Source organism: Eubacterium sp. MSJ-33 (genome assembly GCF_022174665.1).
Taxonomy (GTDB): Bacteria; Bacillota; Clostridia; order Lachnospirales; family Lachnospiraceae; genus Coprococcus_C.
Genome location: NZ_CP076562.1, coordinates 1,641,986 through 1,661,155, shown reverse-complemented (window position 1 = coordinate 1,661,155; position 19,170 = coordinate 1,641,986). Strand labels below are relative to the sequence as shown.

Sequence of the window (19,170 nt, the reverse complement as noted above, 5' to 3'; positions counted from 1 at the left end):
ACTGCTATGTAGATGGAAGATGTATGTAGATATGATTCTAAAACAGAGCGCGTCTGTGTAGAATCATATCTACATACATCTTCGAATACATGATATTTGCTCGATATAAGAAGAATATGGAGGATGGAGAAAGATGAGTAACATGAATTTGCTTGTGGTAATTTTGAAACATGAAGATCTGGTAAGCGAGATTTGCAAGGAGCTTGTAGAAGAAGGTGTTCATGGCGGTACGATCGTAGATGGTACCGGTATGGCGAGTGTCGTTGAGAAGATGGACGATCTCCCGATCTTTGGGATGCTTCGTTCCATTCTTGCAGATGACGATGACCATGAAGTAGTAAAGATGATGTTCTTTGTTGTAAATGACGAGGAGATGAAGAAAGCACGCAAGACGATTAACGATGTAATCGGTCTGGATAAGCCAAACACCGGAATTATGTTTGCACTTCCAGTATCATTTGTGGAAGGACTGGGTGCGTAATCATGGATTTAAATATACTAACGTATTTGGGAATCATGCTGTTGGCGGCACTGATCGCGGGCAAGATTGTCAAACAGATGAGGCTTCCGAATGTGACAGGTTACCTGGTAATCGGACTGCTGATTGGTCCGAACTGCCTGAAGATCCTGAGCGAAGAATTAATTGACAGCATGGATCTGTTAACGGAGTTGGCACTTGGCTGTATCGCATTTTCTATCGGCGCGGAGTTCAAGACAACATTCTTGAAAAAAGTCGGAAAAGCTCCGATTATTGTTGGAATTACAGAAGGTATGGGAGCGGTATTTGTCGTAGACACAATCCTGCTTCTGCTTGGATATAATGTCAGCTTCGCGCTGGCTCTTGGTGCGATCGCATCCGCGACAGCAGCGGCATCTACAATGATGATCGTGAAACAGTATAAGACGAAAGGCCCTGTGACAAGCACCCTGCTTCCGGTTGTGGCACTTGATGATGCGGTTGCATTGGTCGCATATGGACTTTCGATGGCGGTGGCGAATGTAATCAGCTCGAGTGGCAGTGCACCGGTTGGCAAACTTCTGATTGCTCCTTGTATTGAGATATTCGGCGGATTGTTATTTGGCGCTGTGCTTGGCGTAATCATGGCAATCCTTGTGAAGTTCTACACAGGACGTGGAAACAGGCTGGCAATCACAATCATGATGATCTGCTTGTGTGTTGGTGTCTCTGATATGGTTGGATTTTCTTCCCTGCTTGCCTGCATGATGCTCAGCACGATTTTTGTGAATATTTCAAAGCAGAGCGACAAAATCTATGAGCCACTGGATCGTATCACACCACCGATCTATATGATGTTTTTCATCCTGTCCGGCGCATCGCTGGATGTCACAGTTATTGTATCTGTCGGAGTTGTTGGTGCGGTTTATGTTGTAGGCCGTATCGTAGGAAAGGCACTTGGTGCTGCGTTTGGCGCGAAGATATCGAAGGCACCGAAGGTTGTTCAAAAATGGCTTGGTCTTACACTGGTTCCGCAGGAAGGCGTTGCAATCGGACTTGCAACATCTGCGGGTAAATCTCTGCCGCAGTACGCAGCCCAGATCCAGACAATCGTGCTGTGCGGCGTTGTGATCTATGAACTGATAGGCCCGGTCATCACGAAGCTTGCTTTAAAGAAGGCGGGTGAACTTGTGGAAGAACCAAAGAAAAAAATAAACGCGAAAGCGTAAAAATAAATATAGAAAGTAATAAACGCAGCTCTTTTTTCATATATATTACAAAAATGTTTGGATTTACCGGATTGTTTGTTGTACATCACATGCAGTTCGGAGAAAGAATCGAATCAGGAGATTGTATGGAGAAACGGGTTGCGTTTTGTTTTTTGAAGGCTCTGGCTGCCTCATACGTTATGACAGGACTTTTGCTTGTGATCCTGTCATTTGCGCTGTATAAGCTGGGGTTTAGTGAGAATGTGGTGGAGCTAGGTGTTGTATTTATCTACCTGCTGTCAAGTGCGATCGGCGGATTCTTTATCGGCAAATGCATGGAGGTAAAGCGCCTTTTGTGGGGCATCCTGATTGGGCTTTGCTATGCGGTTATTCTGCTTATTTTGTCATTGATCGCGCGCGGAAATGCACAGGGCATTATCCAGTCGGGACTGCTCAACACACTGATTTGTGTCGGCGGTGGAGCAATCGGCGCATTTTTATCGTAGGTAATGCGTGGCATATGAGGCAGGGAATCCGGATGATGCATGCGCAGGTTACCCTGTTTATACGTGGTGACATATTGCGTATATTGTTAAAATTTAGGGATGACATATTACGTATAATGTGATAAAATACTCATTAATAATGCTAGTAGGAGGCGATAAGGATGAAGAGAATTAAGACTTTAACAGAGAAGACAATGAAGAGCACTGTAGTTAAGGGTGGTTGCGGTGAATGCCAGACATCTTGCCAGTCAGCATGTAAGACAAGCTGTACCGTTGGTAATCAGAGCTGCGAGAACAACTAATTACAGATACAGAAAGTGTAGTACATACACTTCACACAAGAAAAGGGGATGTCCTGCGATGTCCCCTTTCCTTAATGAATAAGAGAAATAGGAGTGACTAAGAAAGTGGTACACCAGTACAAGAACAATGGGTATAATATCGTGCTTGATGTGTGCAGCGGCTCCGTACATGTAGTGGATGACCTTGTATATGATATGATTGCCATGTACAAGGACAAGAAATTCGAAGAGATTGAACAGACAATTTTAGAGAAGTATGGAGATACCTATAGCAAGGAAGATATTCAGGATGCGTATTCTGACATTTCCGAATTGGAAGAGAAAGAATTGTTATTCACAGAAGATGTATTCAAGGATGTCATTATAGATTTTAAGAAGAGAAAAACCGTGGTCAAGGCACTTTGCTTACATATCGCACATGATTGTAACCTTGCCTGCAAGTATTGCTTTGCGGATGAGGGTGAATATCATGGTCAGAAGCGGGAGCTTATGAGCTTGGAGGTTGGTAAGCAGGCGATTGACTTTTTGATAGAGAATTCCGGAAACCGTGTGAATCTGGAAGTTGATTTCTTTGGCGGCGAGCCGCTCATGAACTTTGATGTGGTAAAGGAGATTGTAGCATACGGACGAAGCAAGGAGAAGGCGGCAAACAAGAATTTCCGTTTCACCCTGACGACAAACGGTATGCTGTTAAATGATGAAGTCATTGATTTCTGTAACAGAGAAATCTCAAACGTTGTATTGAGCCTCGATGGCAGAAAAGAGATCAACGATAGGATGCGTCCGACCAGAAATGGCAAGGGCAGCTATGACATCATCGTACCGAAGTTCCAGAAGTTTGTGGAGAAGCGTGGTGATAAGAGCTATTACGTGCGCGGGACATTTACGAGAAACAATCTGGATTTCACGAAGGATTTTGAATTGATGACCGAGCTTGGTTTCAAGGAGATTTCCATTGAGCCGGTTGTTACACCGGATGAGAATGATTATGCGATCCGTGAGGAAGATTTACCGGTGATTTTCGAGCAGTATGATAAGCTGGCAGTTGACCTGATCCGCCGGCAGAAGGAAGGAAAACCGGTGACATTTTTCCATTATAAGCTTGACTTAAACGGTGGACCGTGTGTGTACAAGCGTCTGTCCGGATGTGGTTCCGGAACGGAATATCTGGCAGTGACACCGACCGGAGATCTGTACCCGTGCCATCAGTTTGTCGGACATGATGAATTCAAGCTGGGTGATGTATTCCATGGCGTGGACAGAAATGATATTGTGGAGGAATTTAAGCTTTGCAATGTCTATGCCAAGGATAAATGTAAGGATTGCTTCGCAAGATTCTATTGCAGTGGCGGCTGCGCGGCGAATTCGTATCAGTTTCACGGTAATATATTAGATGCATACGATGTGGGCTGTGAGTTGCAGCGCAAGCGTGTCGAATGTGCAATTATGATGAAAGCAGCTCTGGCGGACGGCGAAGACGAAGCGGCAGAGTAAAATAAATGAAGGAGAGACAAAGAGATGAAGAAAACAAAAAGAAAAGCAGTCATCAATCTGATTATTTTCTTCCTGCTTCTGGCTGGCGGTATCTATATGGCGATCGCCGGTGTGGGAAAGAATGAATCCGGTAAAACTGCGAATGTTCCTTTGGGACTGGATCTGCAGGGTGGTTTGTCCGTTACATATGAGATTCAGGACGAGAAACCATCAAGTGATGAGATTAACGCAACGGTAGATAAGTTGCAGCGAAGAGTGGATGCATACAGCTCTGAAGGTGAGGTATATCAGGAAGGAAACGACCGTATCACCGTTGAGATTCCTTTGAATACAGAGAAGGTAGATGCGCATGACGTGTTGGACGAGCTTGGTCAGCCTGGACAGCTTCTGTTCCTGGATTCTACAAATTATACGATCTGGCAGAGCAACCAGAGCAATGGCACAAATGATGCATACGAAGCAGCTCTGACAGGCTCTGATATCAAGAATGCACAGGCAGGTGTAGATGATAGCGGTACAGTGAAGGATTACGTGGTACAGCTTCAGTTCACAGATGAGGGTGCACAGAAGTTCGCAGCTGTGACATCTGCAAACATCGGAAAACCAATCTATATCATCTATGATGGTGCGGTTGCAAGTGCTCCGACAGTACAGGCAGCCATCACAGATGGAAATGCAGTAATCAATAAGATTTCAAGCTACGAAGAGGCAGAGAATCTTGCATCGACAATCAAGATCGGTGCATTGCCTTTGGAGTTAAAGCAGATTCAGTATAATATCGTAGGTGCGAAGCTTGGACAGAGAGCGGTTTCCACAAGTTTGATTGCAGGTGCAATCGGTTTTGCACTGGTATGTGTCTTGATGATTGTGCTGTATCGTTTCCCTGGATTTATTGCCAGTCTGGCGTTGACAGGATATGTTGTATTGATGCTTTTGATTTTGAGCATTCGTCATATAACACTGACGCTGCCGGGTATCGCAGGTATTATTCTTTCCATCGGTATGGCGGTGGATGCGAATGTTATTATCTTCACACGTATCCGTGAGGAGATTTCGGCAGGCAACGGTGTGCGCGCTGCGGTAAAGGCAGGTTTTTCTAAGGCGCTTTCCGCTATTCTGGATGGTAACATCACAACTTTGATCGCAACCGTTGTGTTGATGGCACTTGGTTCCGGTAGTATTAAGGGATTTGCTGTTACATTGATGCTTGGTATTGTGCTTTCCATGTTCACAGCGCTGTTTGTGACAAAGATGCTTTTGAACTCATTCTTAGAGCTTGGTGTACAGAATCCGAAGATGTATGGTAAGGCAAAAGAGCCGAAGATCCATGGTTATGTAAAGAACTTCAAGATCTGCGGTATTGCTTCTCTGATCGTAATTGTTGCGGGACTTGCATTCCTTGGCGTAAATCATTCAAGAATCGGTAAGTCACTCAATTACAGTCTGGAGTTTACGGGTGGTACATCAACGACAGCAACTTTTGCAGAGGATAATGTATATACTCTGGAGCGTGCTGAATCGGAAGTCGCACCGGCCATTGCGGAAGCAGTCGGCATTGATGCCGGAACGATTCAGATTCAGACAGTCGAAGGTACGAATCAGGTTATCTTCAAGACCGCTGAGCTTACAGAAGAGCAGAGTGCTAAGGTTGACGATCTGTTGAAGTCACAGTTTGCGGCAACGGAAGTTGATAATCAGAGTATCAGTTCCACAATCAGTGGCGAGATGAAGAAGGATGCGATTGTAGCGATTGCGGTATCTTCGGTATTGATGCTTCTGTATATTGCGTTCCGGTTCTCAGATGTGAAGTTCGGTGTGAGTGCAGTGCTTGCACTTGTACATGATGTATTGGTTGTATTTGCGGCATATTCGATTGGCACATTGTCTGTCGGTAATACATTTATCGCATGTATGCTGACGATCGTTGGTTATTCTATCAACGCGACAATCATTATCTTCGACCGTATTCGTGAGAATATGCGTACACAGGATAGTAAGGAAAGCCTGGAAGACCTTGTCAACAAGAGTATCGGGCAGACCTTTACAAGAACAATTTATACATCTCTTACAACCTTTATCATGGTATTCGTTTTGTTCGTGATGGGTGTTGCATCCCTGAAGGAATTTACATTCACCCTGATGCTTGGTATTGTATGTGGTGCGTACTCTTCTGTATGTATCACTGGACCACTGTGGTATACCATGAAGAAGAAATTCGCAAAGAAAAATGCATAAAGCATAGACGGTGGGCCTGCTTCGACAGGCCCATTTTTGTAGTTTTGATAACCGGTGACAGGAGAAAATATATGGCAGAATACAAAAAAGAAGACTGGCGCGTGAAACCGCCGATGGCAGATGTGCATGCGCTGGCGGAACAGTTTTCCATCAGCCCGATTCTGGCACATATCATTGTGAACCGTGAGATTACGGAGGCAGAAGCGGTAGAACGGTATCTGAGCGATGATCTGTCCTATGTATATGATCCGACATTGATGAAGGATATGGACAAAGGCTGCAGGATCATGAGTGACAAAATAAGGAATGGAAAGAAGATTCGGATTATCTCGGATTATGATGTGGATGGAATCACTTCCAATTATATTTTGTATCAGGGACTTTGGAAAGCGGGCGCAGATATCTCCTACGATATACCGCATCGTATATTAGATGGATATGGAATGAATGTGCGGCTTGTGGATGCGGCGTATGCGGATGGCGTGGATACGATCATCACCTGCGATAATGGAATCGCGGCAGAGGCGGCAGTGAACAGGGCAAAAGAGCTTGGCATGACGGTGATTGTGACCGATCATCATGAAGTACCGTGCGTTGTAGGGGCAGATGGTAAAAAAGAATACCAGTTTGTAAAAGCGGATGCGATTATCGATCCGCACCAGCCGGGATGCGGATATCCGTACAAAGGTTTGTGCGGAGCGGGAGTGGCTTACAAATTCATCCGGCATTTATATCGTGTGATGGAGCTTCGGTGGGAAGATGCGGATGACTATATGGATATTCTGGCACTTGGAACGGTGTGTGATATTATGCCGCTCACAGATGAAAACCGGATTTTTGTCAAACACGGGCTGCGCAAACTTACAAATAGTACGAATCTTGGAATTAATGCACTCAAAAAAGCGCTTGGCCTGGAAGATATAACGATAGAAGTGCATCATCTGAGCTTTCGAATCGGACCAAGTCTGAATTCAACCGGACGTCTGGAGAGTGCCAAGGAAGGGCTGGAACTGCTGCTGACGGAGAATACTGCAAGAGCACAAAGCCTCGCACAGGATATGGCACGATTGAATACGGTTCGGAAGGAAATGACGGACCGGGGTGTGATTAAAGCCACAGACTGGGTGCGCAGGGACATCCGCCTGATTCCGACGGACGATGGAACGCGGGAGATACAAGTGGGCGATGATAAGGTGCTTGTAGTATATATGCCGGGAATTCATGAGAGTATCGCAGGGTTGGTTGCGAGTAAGCTGAAGGAATCCTTTTACCGGCCGACGCTTGTGTTTACCGATGCGGATAATGGGCAGGATTTAAAAGGATCCGGCCGTTCAATCGAAGCGTATAACATGTTCGATAAGCTGTGTGAACACAAGGATTTGTTCGAGAAAGTCGGTGGACATCCGATGGCAGCGGGATTCACAATGAAACGGAAGAATTTTGATGCACTGCGAGAGGCTTTGAACAGAGATTGCGGATTGACAGATGAAGATCTGGTCGAGAAGATGTATGTTGATGAATCCTGTACTCTGCGACAGTTGACGCTGCCATTATACAACGAGCTTGCGAAACTGGAACCGTATGGAAGTGCAAATCCAAGACCGTTGTTTGGAATTGTGAAATTAGGAATTCGCCGTATCCGTATGGTTGGAAATGAAGCACAGTATGCGCGCTGTACCTTTGTGGATGGCAATGGAACGAACATCAATGCGATGGTATTTCGCGGAAAAGAGTTATTGGATAACATAAAAGTGTGGTTTGGAGACGAAGAATGTGATAGAATATTGAAGGGTTTTCAAAATCATGCTTTGATTGATGTTTTATACCATGTGAAAAAGAATGAATTTAATGGAACGGTTTCGATTCAGATGGAACCGGTATCGATTCGAAAGAGTGTACATTATCAAGAATAAAGATATATAAGTGAAGGCAGGAGGAACGCAAATGAAAAGTGTAAAGGATTATATTATCAGTATTCCGGATTTCCCGAGCAAGGGAATCATATTCCGGGATGTGACAAGTGTACTGGAGAGCCCGGAGGGGTACGCATTGGCGATTGATGAACTGAACAAATTGCTGGATGGTGTGGATTATGACCTGATTGCCGGTACAGAGTCGAGGGGATTTATCTTTGGAGCGCCACTTGCCTATGCGAATAAAAAGGGATTTATCCCGGTTCGTAAGAAGGGAAAGCTTCCGCGTGAGACGGTTGAGATGAGTTATGATCTGGAATACGGCTCTGCAACTATCGAGATTCATAAGGATGCTATCAAGCCGGGTGATAAGGTTGTTCTGGTAGATGATCTGATCGCAACAGGAGGTACAATTCAGGCAGCTGCAAAACTGGTGGAAGAACTGGGTGGCGAGGTAGTGAAGATGATCTTCCTGATTGAACTGACAGATCTTGGCGGAAGAAAACTGCTGGAAGGCTACGATGTAGCATCTGTTGTACAGTACGAAGGTGAGTAAGCTTCCGCAATCTAAAAAAGCGGATTTTAGATATGTTATACGACTATAATCGAGGAAAGAAGTGATTTCTATGGCCGATACAACTTATAAAATACCACATGATACTCTGAAAAAAGAAATCAGTAAACCGGAGGATTTTACCCCGCCGGAGGAGTTATATAAGAAGCTGATTGATACGATACGGTCATATCGTCCGACGACAGATTTGTCGGAGATCGAGAAGGCATACAAGATTGCAAGCAAGGCACATGAAGGACAGAAACGAAAGTCCGGGGAACCTTATATTATCCATCCGCTTTGCGTGGCAATCATTCTGGCAGAACTGGAGCTTGATAAGGAGACGATCGTAGCCGGCATCCTGCATGATGTCGTTGAGGATACGGTGATGACGCGGGAAGAGATTGCAAAGGAGTTCTCCGAAGAGGTTGCTTTGCTTGTTGATGGTGTTACAAAGCTGACACAGCTCGATCTGTCACAGGACAAGATTGAGGTGCAGGCAGAGAACCTGCGTAAGATGTTCCTTGCGATGGCGAAGGATATCCGGGTTATATTGATTAAACTTGCCGATCGTCTGCACAACCTGCGGACGATGCAGTATCAGTCTCCTGCAAAACAGATCGAGAAATCGCGTGAGACGATGGATATTTATGCACCTCTTGCACACCGTCTTGGTATTTCCAAAATTAAGGTCGAACTCGATGATCTTTCTATGCAGTATCTCTATCCGGATGTGTATAAGAACTTGAAGGAAGAGATCACAACGCGTCTGAATGCGAGTGAAGATTTTATCATACAGATGGTAGAACAGGTCAAGCAATATATGAAAGAAGCGGGCATTGAGGCAGAAGTGGACGGACGTGTCAAGCATCTGTTTTCCATTTACAAGAAGATGATTACACAGAACAAGACACTGGATCAGATTTACGATATCCATGCAATTCGTATCAAGGTTGATACGGTGCGTGATTGTTATGCGGCACTCGGAATTATCCATGAGAAATACAAGCCGATTCCGGGACGTTTTAAAGATTATATTGCGATGCCGAAGGAGAATATGTATCAGTCTCTTCATACGACATTGATTGGACCGGGCGGCCGTCCGTTCGAGATTCAGATTCGAACCTATGAGATGCACCGTACTGCGGAATATGGTATCGCCGCGCACTGGAAATACAAAGAAGGCGGCAATGGTAAGAATGATAACGAAGAACAGAAGTTAAGCTGGCTTCGTCAGATTCTGGAATGGCAGACCGATACAACGGATAACAAAGAATTCATGAACGTTGTCAAGACGGATCTGGATTTGTTCTCCGATCAGGTGTATGTATTTACCCCGGCGGGTGATGTCAAGAATCTTCCGGCAGGCTCAACACCGATTGATTTTGCGTATAGTATCCATACGGCAGTCGGAAATAAACTGATCGGTGCACGTGTCAATGGACGTCAGGTGCCGATAGAGACAGAGCTTCACAATGGTGACCGTGTCGAGATTATTACCTCACAGAATTCCAAAGGTCCAAGTATGGATTGGCTGTCTGTAGTCAAGAGTTCCCAGGCTAAGACGAAGATTAACCAGTGGTTCCGCCAGGAGAACAAGACAGATAATATCCAGCGTGGTAAAGATGCGATTGCTGCGTACTGTAAGACGAAGGGTATCGTGTTGCCGAACCTTTTGCAGCCGGAACTGCAGGAAAAGGTAATGAAGAAATATAATTTCCTGACATGGGATGCGGTGCTTGCATCTATCGGACATGGCGGTCTGAAAGAAGGACAGGTTGTCAATCGTCTGCAGGAAGAATACAAAAAAGAAGAAGCGAAGAAGGTCACAGAGGAACAGATCGTTGACAAGATTAATGCACCTGGCAGAGGCGAAAGCCACAAGCATGCAAAGGGTGGTATTGTGGTCAAAGGTATGGACGATGTGGCGGTGCGTTTCTCACGTTGTTGTGCTCCGGTGCCGGGGGATGAGATTGTCGGTTATATCACGCGTGGTCGTGGTGTATCAATTCATCGTACCGACTGTGTGAATGTGCTTTGTATGGATGAGTTTGACCGGAAACGTCTGATTGAGGCAGAGTGGTCGGAAGACCTGCTGCAGAATCAGAAGATGTATATGACGGAGATCAATATCTATGCAAATGACAGTAAGGGACTGGTGTTCTCGCTGTCTAAGATCTTCAATGAGGAGAATATCAATCTGACAGGTATGAATGTGCGTGTCAACAAACAGGGTAAGGCGACGGTTTCCGTTAAGTTTGAGATTCGCTCGAAGGAGCAGCTCAACAAGATGATTGCGAAGATCCGGAATGTGGAAGGAATCATCGACATCGAGCGGACCACGGGTTGATTGTATGAATTAACATATTGGTGGAAGAGTTGAACACAACTACGCAATTCCATGCAGACGCGCTCTCGCTCGGTTCAGCACGCAGTGGTACTAAATTCGCGACAAAGAGCAGTCGCTCATTAAGTACCAGCGTGCTTCAACGGTCTGCATATGAATTGGTAGATTGTGTCCAACTCTATCTACGAATTGGAAAATGATACAATCAAATCACAGTGGCGTCTGACCTTGAAAGGAGTTTTATGGGAAAGATTGAAATAACGAAGAAAGTGCTCGGGATCTGTGCGACGAATTGTTATACGATGGGAGATACAGATACACGGGAAGCGGTGATTATTGACCCCGGAGATAGAGCAGATATTTTGATAAAGGACTGGAAAGACCGAAACTGGCATCCGCAGGCAGTGCTCTTAACGCATGGACATTTTGACCATATCGGGGCACTTGCGGGTGTAAAGAAGGAATACCCGGATATTAAGGTGTATGCGGCGGCAGCAGAGAAGGAAGTTATGGAGAGCCCTGCTTTGAATCTGTCGTCTTCGTTCGGTGCGGCATTTACGGCGCAGGCAGATATCTATTTGGAGGATGGCACTGAAATCGAGGTGCTCGGACGGACATGTAAGTGCCTGTTGGTGCCGGGACATACGAAAGGTGGCATGTGCTACTATTTCCCGGAGGAGAAGGTTGTCTTTACCGGGGATACGCTGTTTTGCTACAGTGTCGGAAGAACCGATTTCCCGACGGGAGATGCGAGGGCGCTGGAAGAAGCTATCCGTGAGAAGTTATTTACACTGCCGGATGAGACGCTTGTGCTTCCGGGACATGATGCACAGACAATGATTGGAAAGGAAAAGAAGGGTAATCCTTATTTCTAAGATGATACTGCTAGACCAGAATAATCAATTATATAACAACGACCTGCGGGCGATGATTATGGCGTTTTATCCGGGCGTGAAGATTGTTGAGGATGAGAACTTGTCCGATGATTTTGACCTTCGGCTTCTGATTCGGTATGAGGAAGTATCTACCATCCTGACGGTGTGCAAGCATGGACATGCGTGCGACAAACCGGATGATCTGCAGGAGGTGCCGGAGCTTCCGGCGTATAAGGATAAGCTGCTGATATCGACCTGTGGACTGCGGGCGAAGATTCTTGTTGATTACCGGGATAAGGCAGGGTTTCGAAACATATTGAAGATGGCGTCCTACCGGCTACTCGGACAGTTTGCGGACCGGAGACTTCTGTGGGGCGACCTGACCGGGGTACGTCCGACAAAAATCGCGATGACAAAGCTTGTGGAGTATATGGATGTAGGTGCACAGGAGCTTCTGGGTGATTCGGACGAAACCGACGAAACTGGAGTGAACGGACATGGATTCGTGGAAAATGTCAATCTGGCACTTGCAAAGCAGCAGGAAATCCACGATAAAATCGTACAATATTACCGTGATACCTACGATACAAGCGTGCAGAAAGCGGAGCTTGCAACGACAGTGGCAGAAAATGAGCATCGTCTGGTGAAAGGAATTGATCTCGACAATGATTATTGTCTGTATGTTGGGATTCCGTTTTGTCCAAGCCGTTGCCTGTATTGTTCGTTCACGTCATATCCGATCGGAATTTACGCGGAGAAAGCAAGGACGTATATTGATACGCTCTGCAAGGAATTAGCTTATGTGGCAGAACAGTATAAGCATAAACGGTTAGTCGCAATCTACATTGGCGGCGGAACGCCGACGTCAATCTCGCATGAGCTGCTTGCAGTGCTATTGAAGCGGATTCAGACCGTATTCCGGTTACAGGAACCGGAGGCTGCCGGTGGGCTTGTGGATTTTACCGTGGAGGCAGGACGCCCGGACAGTATCACACCGGAGAAGCTTGCGGTGATGAAGGAATATGGCGTGACGCGTATCAGCATCAATCCGCAGACGATGAACGACGAGACACTGCGGACGATCGGGCGTGCGCACAATGCGGCTCAGGTGAAGGAAGCATTTGCGATGGCACGACAGGCAGGCTTTGATAATATCAACATGGATCTGATTGCGGGACTTCCGGGAGAAGACTTAGACAGTATGCGGCATACGCTTGCGGAAGTGCGGGCGTTGGCACCGGAGAGCCTGACGGTACATTCGCTGGCAATCAAGCGTGCGGCGAACCTGAACCAGCAGATGGACGATTACAAATCCACGATCCATCACGATATGGATGCGATGCATACGGCGGCGCAGGAGACGGCACAGGCACTTGGCATGGAACCATATTATCTGTACCGGCAGAAGAATATCGGTGGTAATCTGGAGAATGTCGGATATGCGAAGCCGGGCTGCGAATGTTTATATAATATTTTGATTATGGAAGAGATGACAGATATCATTGCGGCGGGCGCAGGCGCGTCGACGAAGCTTGTCTATCATGCGGAAAATCGTGTGGAGCGGGTAGAAAACTGCAAATCTGTCGATGATTATATCAACCGTTTTGATGAAATGCTTGACCGAAAGCGCAAAGCGTTTTAAAATCGAACGAGAATGAATACAAGCGGGAGGAAAAAGATGGCAATGAAGAAGAAGCCGGTCACCGGCATGAAAGATATATTACCAAAGGAGATGGCAATCCGTGATTATTGCATCGCATTGATCAAGGATACCTATAAGACATTCGGATTTAATTCGATGGAGACACCATGTGTCGAGCATATCGAGAACTTAAACAGCAAGCAGGGCGGCGAGAATGAGAAGCTCATCTTCAAGATCTTGAAGCGTGGTGAGAAGCTGAAGATCGACGAGGCAAAGGAAGAGCTTGACTTAGTTGACGGCGGACTCCGTTACGATCTGACTGTACCGCTTTGTAGATATTATTCGAACAATGCGAACGAGCTGCCGAGCCCGTTTAAGGCGTTGCAGATGGGAAATGTATGGAGAGCTGACCGTCCACAGCGTGGTCGTTACAGACAGTTCATGCAGTGTGATATTGATATTTTAGGTGAGCCAACAATCTTAGCAGAGATCGAGCTGATCTTAGCGACAACGACATTGCTTGGCAAGCTGGATTTCAAGAACTTCACGATCCGTATCAATGATCGTCGTATCTTAAAGGCGATGGCTGCTTACAGCGGATTTGCGGAAGCGGATTATGATACCGTATTTATCATCCTCGATAAGATGGATAAGATTGGTTTGGATGGCGTCAAGGAAGAGCTCCTGAAGGAAGGCTATGCCGAGGACGCTGTGACAAAATATCTCGAACTGTTCGAGAAGGTGACAGCTGATATCAGCGGCGTACAGTATCTGAAGGAGACTCTTGGTGAGTTCTTACCGGAAGAGGTTGCTGAGAATTTGAAGACGATCATTGACAGCGTGGAGAGCACGAAGAGTGCGGACTTCAAGATGGCATTTGATCCGACTCTGGTACGCGGTATGTCATATTACACAGGTCCAATCTTCGAGATTTCGATGGATGAGTATGGCGGATCGGTCGGCGGCGGCGGACGTTACGATGAGATGATCGGCAAATTCACCGGTCAGCCAACACCGGCGTGTGGATTCTCTATCGGATTCGAGCGAATCATCATGCTTTTGTTAGAGCGTGATTTCGAAGTACCGGGAAGCAAGAACAAGACCGCATACTTAATCGACAGGAAGATGCCAAGCGACAAGCTGCTTAAGATCTTAGAGCAGGCAAAACAGGCAAGAGCCGAGGGACAGATCGTGAATATCGCGATCATGAAGAAGAACAAGAAGTTCCAGAAGGATCAGATGACCGCGGAGGGTTATACACAGTTTGAGGAATTCTATGCGGATTCTTTTGAAGGTTAATCATTGTTTATGATATAAAAAAGCTCCACAACTGATGTAGATAATTGCAAACGCAGAATGTCAGAGATAGGAGCAGGTCTTTATAAATTAACTTAGACACAGGAGGCTATGAAAATGGCAGAGTCAATGCAGGGACTTCACAGAAGTCACAGATGTACAGAAGTAAATAATACGATGATTGGGGATACCGTCACCGTGATGGGATGGGTGCAGAAGAGCCGGAACAAAGGTGGAATTATCTTCGTTGATCTGCGTGATCGAAGCGGCATTCTGCAGGTGATTTTCGAGGAAGCAAACTGCGGGAAGATAAGCTTCGCAAAGGCAGAGAAGCTTCGCTCCGAGTTTGTAGTTGCAATCACCGGTGAGGTTGCAAAGCGTGGCGGCGCAGTCAACGAGAACCTTGCAACCGGTGATATCGAAGTGATCGCGAAGGATATCCGTATCCTTGCAGAAGCAGATACACCACCGTTCCCAATCGAGGAAAACAGCAAGACGAAGGAAGATCTTCGCCTGAAATACCGTTATCTGGATCTTCGCCGTCCGGACCTTCAGAAGAATATCATGATGCGCAGCAAGGTGACAACACTGGTTCGTTCCTTCATGGCAGACGAAGGCTTTATCGAGATTGAGACACCGACACTTTGTAAGTCAACTCCGGAAGGCGCACGTGATTACCTTGTACCAAGCCGTATACATCCGGGTGAGTTCTATGCATTGCCACAGTCGCCACAGATCTACAAGCAGCTTTTGATGTGTTCTGGTTACGACCGCTATTTCCAGATTGCACGCTGTTATCGAGACGAGGATCTGCGTGCCGACAGACAGCCGGAATTTACACAGATTGATATGGAGCTTTCTTTTGTGGATGTCGATGATGTTATCGATGTCAATGAGCGTCTGCTTGCAAAACTGTTCAAGGAAGTTATCGGCGTGGATGTGCAGCTCCCGATTCAGCGTATGACATACAAAGAGGCGATGGAACGTTTCGGTTCTGATAAGCCGGATCTCCGTTTTGGTATGGAGCTTTGTGATGTGACAGATGTTGTGAAGGATTGTGAATTTGTCGTATTCAAGAATGCGATTGAAGCCGGCGGAAGCGTACGTGGTATCAATGCCGAGGGACAGGGCGCAATGCCGAGAAAGAAAATTGATGCTCTCGTTGACTTTGCCAAGGGTTACGGTGCAAAGGGACTTGCATATATTGCAATCCATGAGGATGGAACGATGAAGTCATCTTTCGCAAAGTTCATGAAGGACGAAGAGATGCAGGCGCTTGTTGAGAAGATGCAGGGTAAGCCGGGCGATTTACTGCTCTTTGCAGCAGATAAGAGCAAGCTTGTCTATGATGTACTTGGTGCACTTCGTCTGGAGATTGCAAATCAGCTTGGCCTTCTGAAGAAGGATGAATACCGTTTTGTATGGATTACAGAGTTTCCGCTGCTTGAGTGGAGCGAGGAACTTGGCAGATATCAGGCAATGCACCATCCGTTTACTATGCCGATGGAAGAGGATCTGCAGTATATCGAGTCTGATCCGGGCAGAGTTCGTGCGAAAGCATATGACATCGTATTAAATGGTACAGAAATCGGTGGTGGTTCCGTGCGTATCCATCAGGATGACATCCAGGAAATGATGTTCAAGGCACTTGGATTTACAATGGAGCGTGCATACGACCAGTTCGGATTTTTGCTCAATGCATTCAAATATGGTGTACCACCACACGCAGGACTTGCATACGGATTGGACCGTCTCGTTATGCTGATGGCGAAAGAAGATTCTATCCGTGACGTTATCGCATTCCCGAAGGTAAAGGATGCTTCCTGCCTGATGAGTGAGGCACCGAATACGGTTGATGCAAAACAGCTTGAAGAGCTTGGTATAGCAATTGCAAAGCCGGAAGCAAAGGCAGAGCCGGACACTGAGTAATGGTGGAATCGGTGTGAATCCAATATAGAGAAAGTGATGCAGGGAGATTGATTAATTTCGGTCTCCTTTTTGCTTTGTATCAGGCAGACACCAGTCTGTTTGGCGACCGATGGGAACAAAATGTATTTTGTAGGGGCTGATTTACATAGAAAAATGACAGAATACAAATCCGGAATCTGCATATGATTAAAAGAAGAAATTTCTACCGGAGTCTTGTCTATGCAGATTCTTCAACATAAAAAAGTGCGTTTGCTGTTTGGATTTACGGTCTTTATGGTGCTGCTTATCTTGAACTGTGTCCTGTATTGCAATAAGGCGGGGATGCAGAGGGAGCTGGTAGTGGTGATAGATGCCGGACATGGTGGAAATGATCCGGGGAAAATCGGTGTGGATAATATAAAGGAAAAAGATGTGAATCTACAGATTGCGTTATGCTTGAAAGCACAGCTGCAGGTGCGTGGTGTGAAGGTGATTTTGACGAGAGATGCGGATGTGTGTCTGGCGACGCAGGGAGCGGCAAATAAGAAGGTATCGGATATGCATAACCGTGTAAGTCTTATTAATGCAAGTGGTGCAGATTGCATGATCAGCATTCACCAAAACAGCTATCCGGAAACAGAAATCAGCGGTCCGCAAGTGTTTTATTATGGGCCATCGGATAAATCAAAGGAATTAGCGCAAACGATACAGGCACAGTTGATTGCAGATCTGCAGCCGCCGAAAGAACGGGAGATTAAAACCGGAAATGATCTGTATATCCTGAAAAACAGCAGCTGCCCAGGCGTGATTGTAGAATGTGGATTCCTGAGTAATCCGGCGGAATGCGGAAATCTGCAGAATCCGGAGTATCAGCAGAAGATTGCTGTTGCAATCGCGAGGGCGGTATGCAAATTATAGTTTGATTGAAAAACAAATCCAAGTCTGCTCGTGAAATGTCTCGTTGTCCAGATAGATTTTGCCGCCGTAATGGTCTACAAGCTCTTTTAGATTTGGTAGACCCTGCCCGCGGGGGCTGCGTGCCGTGCCGGATACTTTGGTGGAGTAGCCGCGAATAAACATTTTTTTGCGCATCTCGGAAGAGATTTCTCTGCCTTCGTTTTTTGTCTGCATGAGTATGTGACCGTCCTGACTGTCAAGAATCAAATATACCGGATGCTTGTTGCTGGATGCTTCGATGGCATTATCAATCAGAATGCCGAGAATACGGATCAAGTCATATTCCGGCACCTGTGTCACCAATGATTTGTTTTTGATTTTCACTGATAAAATGCGGTCTTTCTTGGCTGCTTCTTTTATCTTACTGAACACGAATCCTGCTACAACGGGGAGATTAATCTTCAGCAGTTCAGATTCGTTGAATTCATCTTCCAGATAAGAAGAGTAATTTGCAATAGCTTCGCTCAATGACTCATAATCTTTGTATGTGTAAGGCAGCATCCGAATGGCATTCATCTGGTTGTTGAAATCATGCTGTTTTCCGAGAATATCAGAAATTAAATTATGTGTCATCGGCTCGTAAGTCTGGTAGTTCTCAATGTCCTGTTTCTGCATCGTGATTGTACGTTGCTGATTTAAAACCATGATGTCTGCAAGAAGCAGGACGATCATGAATGAGAACGTTAATGGTAAAACTGCGATGGCGTTAATAGAATCAATTTTTGAGAGAGCTACCATCACAATAAGTAATAGACAAATGTAGGAAAGGACAAGTTTTCCAATTAGATTTCCGCTGTTGATAAAAATATATAATTTGCGAAGCGGGAGGAATGAGATAGCAATGCAAACAATTAAAATAACACAGTTTCCAATAAACTGAATGGTTTCTTCAGATAGCGCAAACACTGCAGTGGGAAACGCAATCATTGACATGGCTTCAATCAAACCGCAACTAACAAAACTTAATATAAAAGGGAAGATAACTTCAAATATTGATATATGTAAAATTAGACAATAGGTTAATAAAGAAACGGGAAAGGCTATAAACCATCCGAAGATATTTGGAATACAGTAGTACAGTAGATTGTTGATGATTCCACAGAGTGGGAGTAGAATTATCAATGGTGAAAATAACAATTTCTTTTTCTTGCCAAGCAATGAGCTGATTAGAAGTAATTCGGCGATAGCTTCAATAACATATGAACCGCTTGAGATTGCAAAATTAATCATAAGTAAATTTCCCCTTGCATTTTTTAAAATATTATATGCTTTTGCGATTTATGTCAATTGTTATATATGATATGTGCGTTTGAACGCAAAAACTGTAAAATATTTGAAAAAAATGTTGTTTATTCCCTGGTGGATGTCGTTCGTTCCAAACTACTTGTACTCACGGAATATTCGTGGTAAGTATAATACAGAAATTCGTTTGAAGATGAATTTCCGAGAATATGCTTTCATAAGAAGGAGGAGATGT

At 45.5% G+C, this 19,170-nt stretch carries 15 protein-coding genes; 14 read left to right on the top strand and 1 reads right to left on the bottom strand.

The window, feature by feature from the left end:
• Nucleotides 1-133: 133 nt before the first annotated feature.
• The 14 genes from KP625_RS07850 (at nucleotide 134) to KP625_RS07785 (ending at nucleotide 17,654) form a co-directional block, all read left to right on the top strand.
• Nucleotides 134-481: a hypothetical protein gene (locus KP625_RS07850; protein ID WP_177970346.1), complete on the top strand. Its 348-nt coding sequence runs from the start codon at nucleotides 134-136 to the stop codon at nucleotides 479-481.
• Between the two features lie 2 nt (nucleotides 482-483).
• Nucleotides 484-1,686: a cation:proton antiporter gene (locus KP625_RS07845; RefSeq protein ID WP_238297107.1), complete on the top strand. Its 1,203-nt coding sequence runs from the start codon at nucleotides 484-486 to the stop codon at nucleotides 1,684-1,686.
• A gap of 125 nt (nucleotides 1,687-1,811) precedes the next feature.
• Nucleotides 1,812-2,171, top strand: a complete 360-nt coding sequence (locus KP625_RS07840; RefSeq protein WP_238297106.1) for a TIGR04086 family membrane protein — start codon at nucleotides 1,812-1,814, stop codon at nucleotides 2,169-2,171.
• A 161-nt stretch (nucleotides 2,172-2,332) separates the two neighbouring features.
• Nucleotides 2,333-2,473, top strand: a complete 141-nt coding sequence (gene scfA, locus KP625_RS07835) for a six-cysteine ranthipeptide SCIFF (protein WP_021986091.1) — start codon at nucleotides 2,333-2,335, stop codon at nucleotides 2,471-2,473.
• Nucleotides 2,474-2,578: 105 nt separating this feature from the next.
• Nucleotides 2,579-3,967, top strand: a complete 1,389-nt coding sequence (scfB, locus tag KP625_RS07830) for a thioether cross-link-forming SCIFF peptide maturase (RefSeq protein WP_177970351.1) — start codon at nucleotides 2,579-2,581, stop codon at nucleotides 3,965-3,967.
• A 24-nt stretch (nucleotides 3,968-3,991) separates the two neighbouring features.
• A complete protein-coding gene (gene secD, locus KP625_RS07825) occupies nucleotides 3,992-6,202 on the top strand; it encodes a protein translocase subunit SecD (RefSeq protein WP_238297105.1) in 2,211 nt (736 codons plus the stop codon).
• 71 nt (nucleotides 6,203-6,273) lie between these two features.
• The gene (gene recJ / locus KP625_RS07820; RefSeq protein WP_238297104.1) at nucleotides 6,274-8,115 is read left to right on the top strand and encodes a single-stranded-DNA-specific exonuclease RecJ; all 1,842 of its coding nucleotides are present in this window, start codon (nucleotides 6,274-6,276) and stop codon (nucleotides 8,113-8,115) included.
• 31 nt (nucleotides 8,116-8,146) lie between these two features.
• Nucleotides 8,147-8,671, top strand: coding sequence for an adenine phosphoribosyltransferase (locus tag KP625_RS07815; protein ID WP_238297103.1), 525 nt, complete (start codon nucleotides 8,147-8,149; stop codon nucleotides 8,669-8,671).
• Between the two features lie 70 nt (nucleotides 8,672-8,741).
• Nucleotides 8,742-11,018 (top strand): RelA/SpoT family protein, encoded by a 2,277-nt coding sequence (locus KP625_RS07810; RefSeq protein ID WP_238297102.1) that lies wholly within the window; start codon nucleotides 8,742-8,744, stop codon nucleotides 11,016-11,018.
• A 239-nt stretch (nucleotides 11,019-11,257) separates the two neighbouring features.
• On the top strand, nucleotides 11,258-11,890 hold the full coding sequence (locus KP625_RS07805) for an MBL fold metallo-hydrolase (RefSeq protein ID WP_238297101.1): 633 nt from the start codon (nucleotides 11,258-11,260) through the stop codon (nucleotides 11,888-11,890).
• 1 nt (nucleotide 11,891) lies between these two features.
• Nucleotides 11,892-13,532, top strand: a complete 1,641-nt coding sequence (gene hemZ / locus KP625_RS07800; RefSeq protein WP_238297099.1) for a coproporphyrinogen dehydrogenase HemZ — start codon at nucleotides 11,892-11,894, stop codon at nucleotides 13,530-13,532.
• A 36-nt stretch (nucleotides 13,533-13,568) separates the two neighbouring features.
• The gene (gene hisS / locus KP625_RS07795; protein ID WP_238297097.1) at nucleotides 13,569-14,831 is read left to right on the top strand and encodes a histidine--tRNA ligase; all 1,263 of its coding nucleotides are present in this window, start codon (nucleotides 13,569-13,571) and stop codon (nucleotides 14,829-14,831) included.
• Nucleotides 14,832-14,945: 114 nt separating this feature from the next.
• A complete protein-coding gene (gene aspS / locus KP625_RS07790) occupies nucleotides 14,946-16,757 on the top strand; it encodes an aspartate--tRNA ligase (RefSeq protein WP_238297095.1) in 1,812 nt (603 codons plus the stop codon).
• Nucleotides 16,758-16,976: 219 nt separating this feature from the next.
• Nucleotides 16,977-17,654: an N-acetylmuramoyl-L-alanine amidase gene (locus KP625_RS07785; protein WP_238297093.1), complete on the top strand. Its 678-nt coding sequence runs from the start codon at nucleotides 16,977-16,979 to the stop codon at nucleotides 17,652-17,654.
• Here the strand turns inward: KP625_RS07785 and KP625_RS07780 are convergent.
• Nucleotides 17,649-18,923, bottom strand: coding sequence for a sensor histidine kinase (locus KP625_RS07780; protein WP_238297091.1), 1,275 nt, complete (start codon nucleotides 18,921-18,923; stop codon nucleotides 17,649-17,651). The genes KP625_RS07785 and KP625_RS07780 overlap by 6 nt on opposite strands.
• Nucleotides 18,924-19,170: the final 247 nt, after the last annotated feature.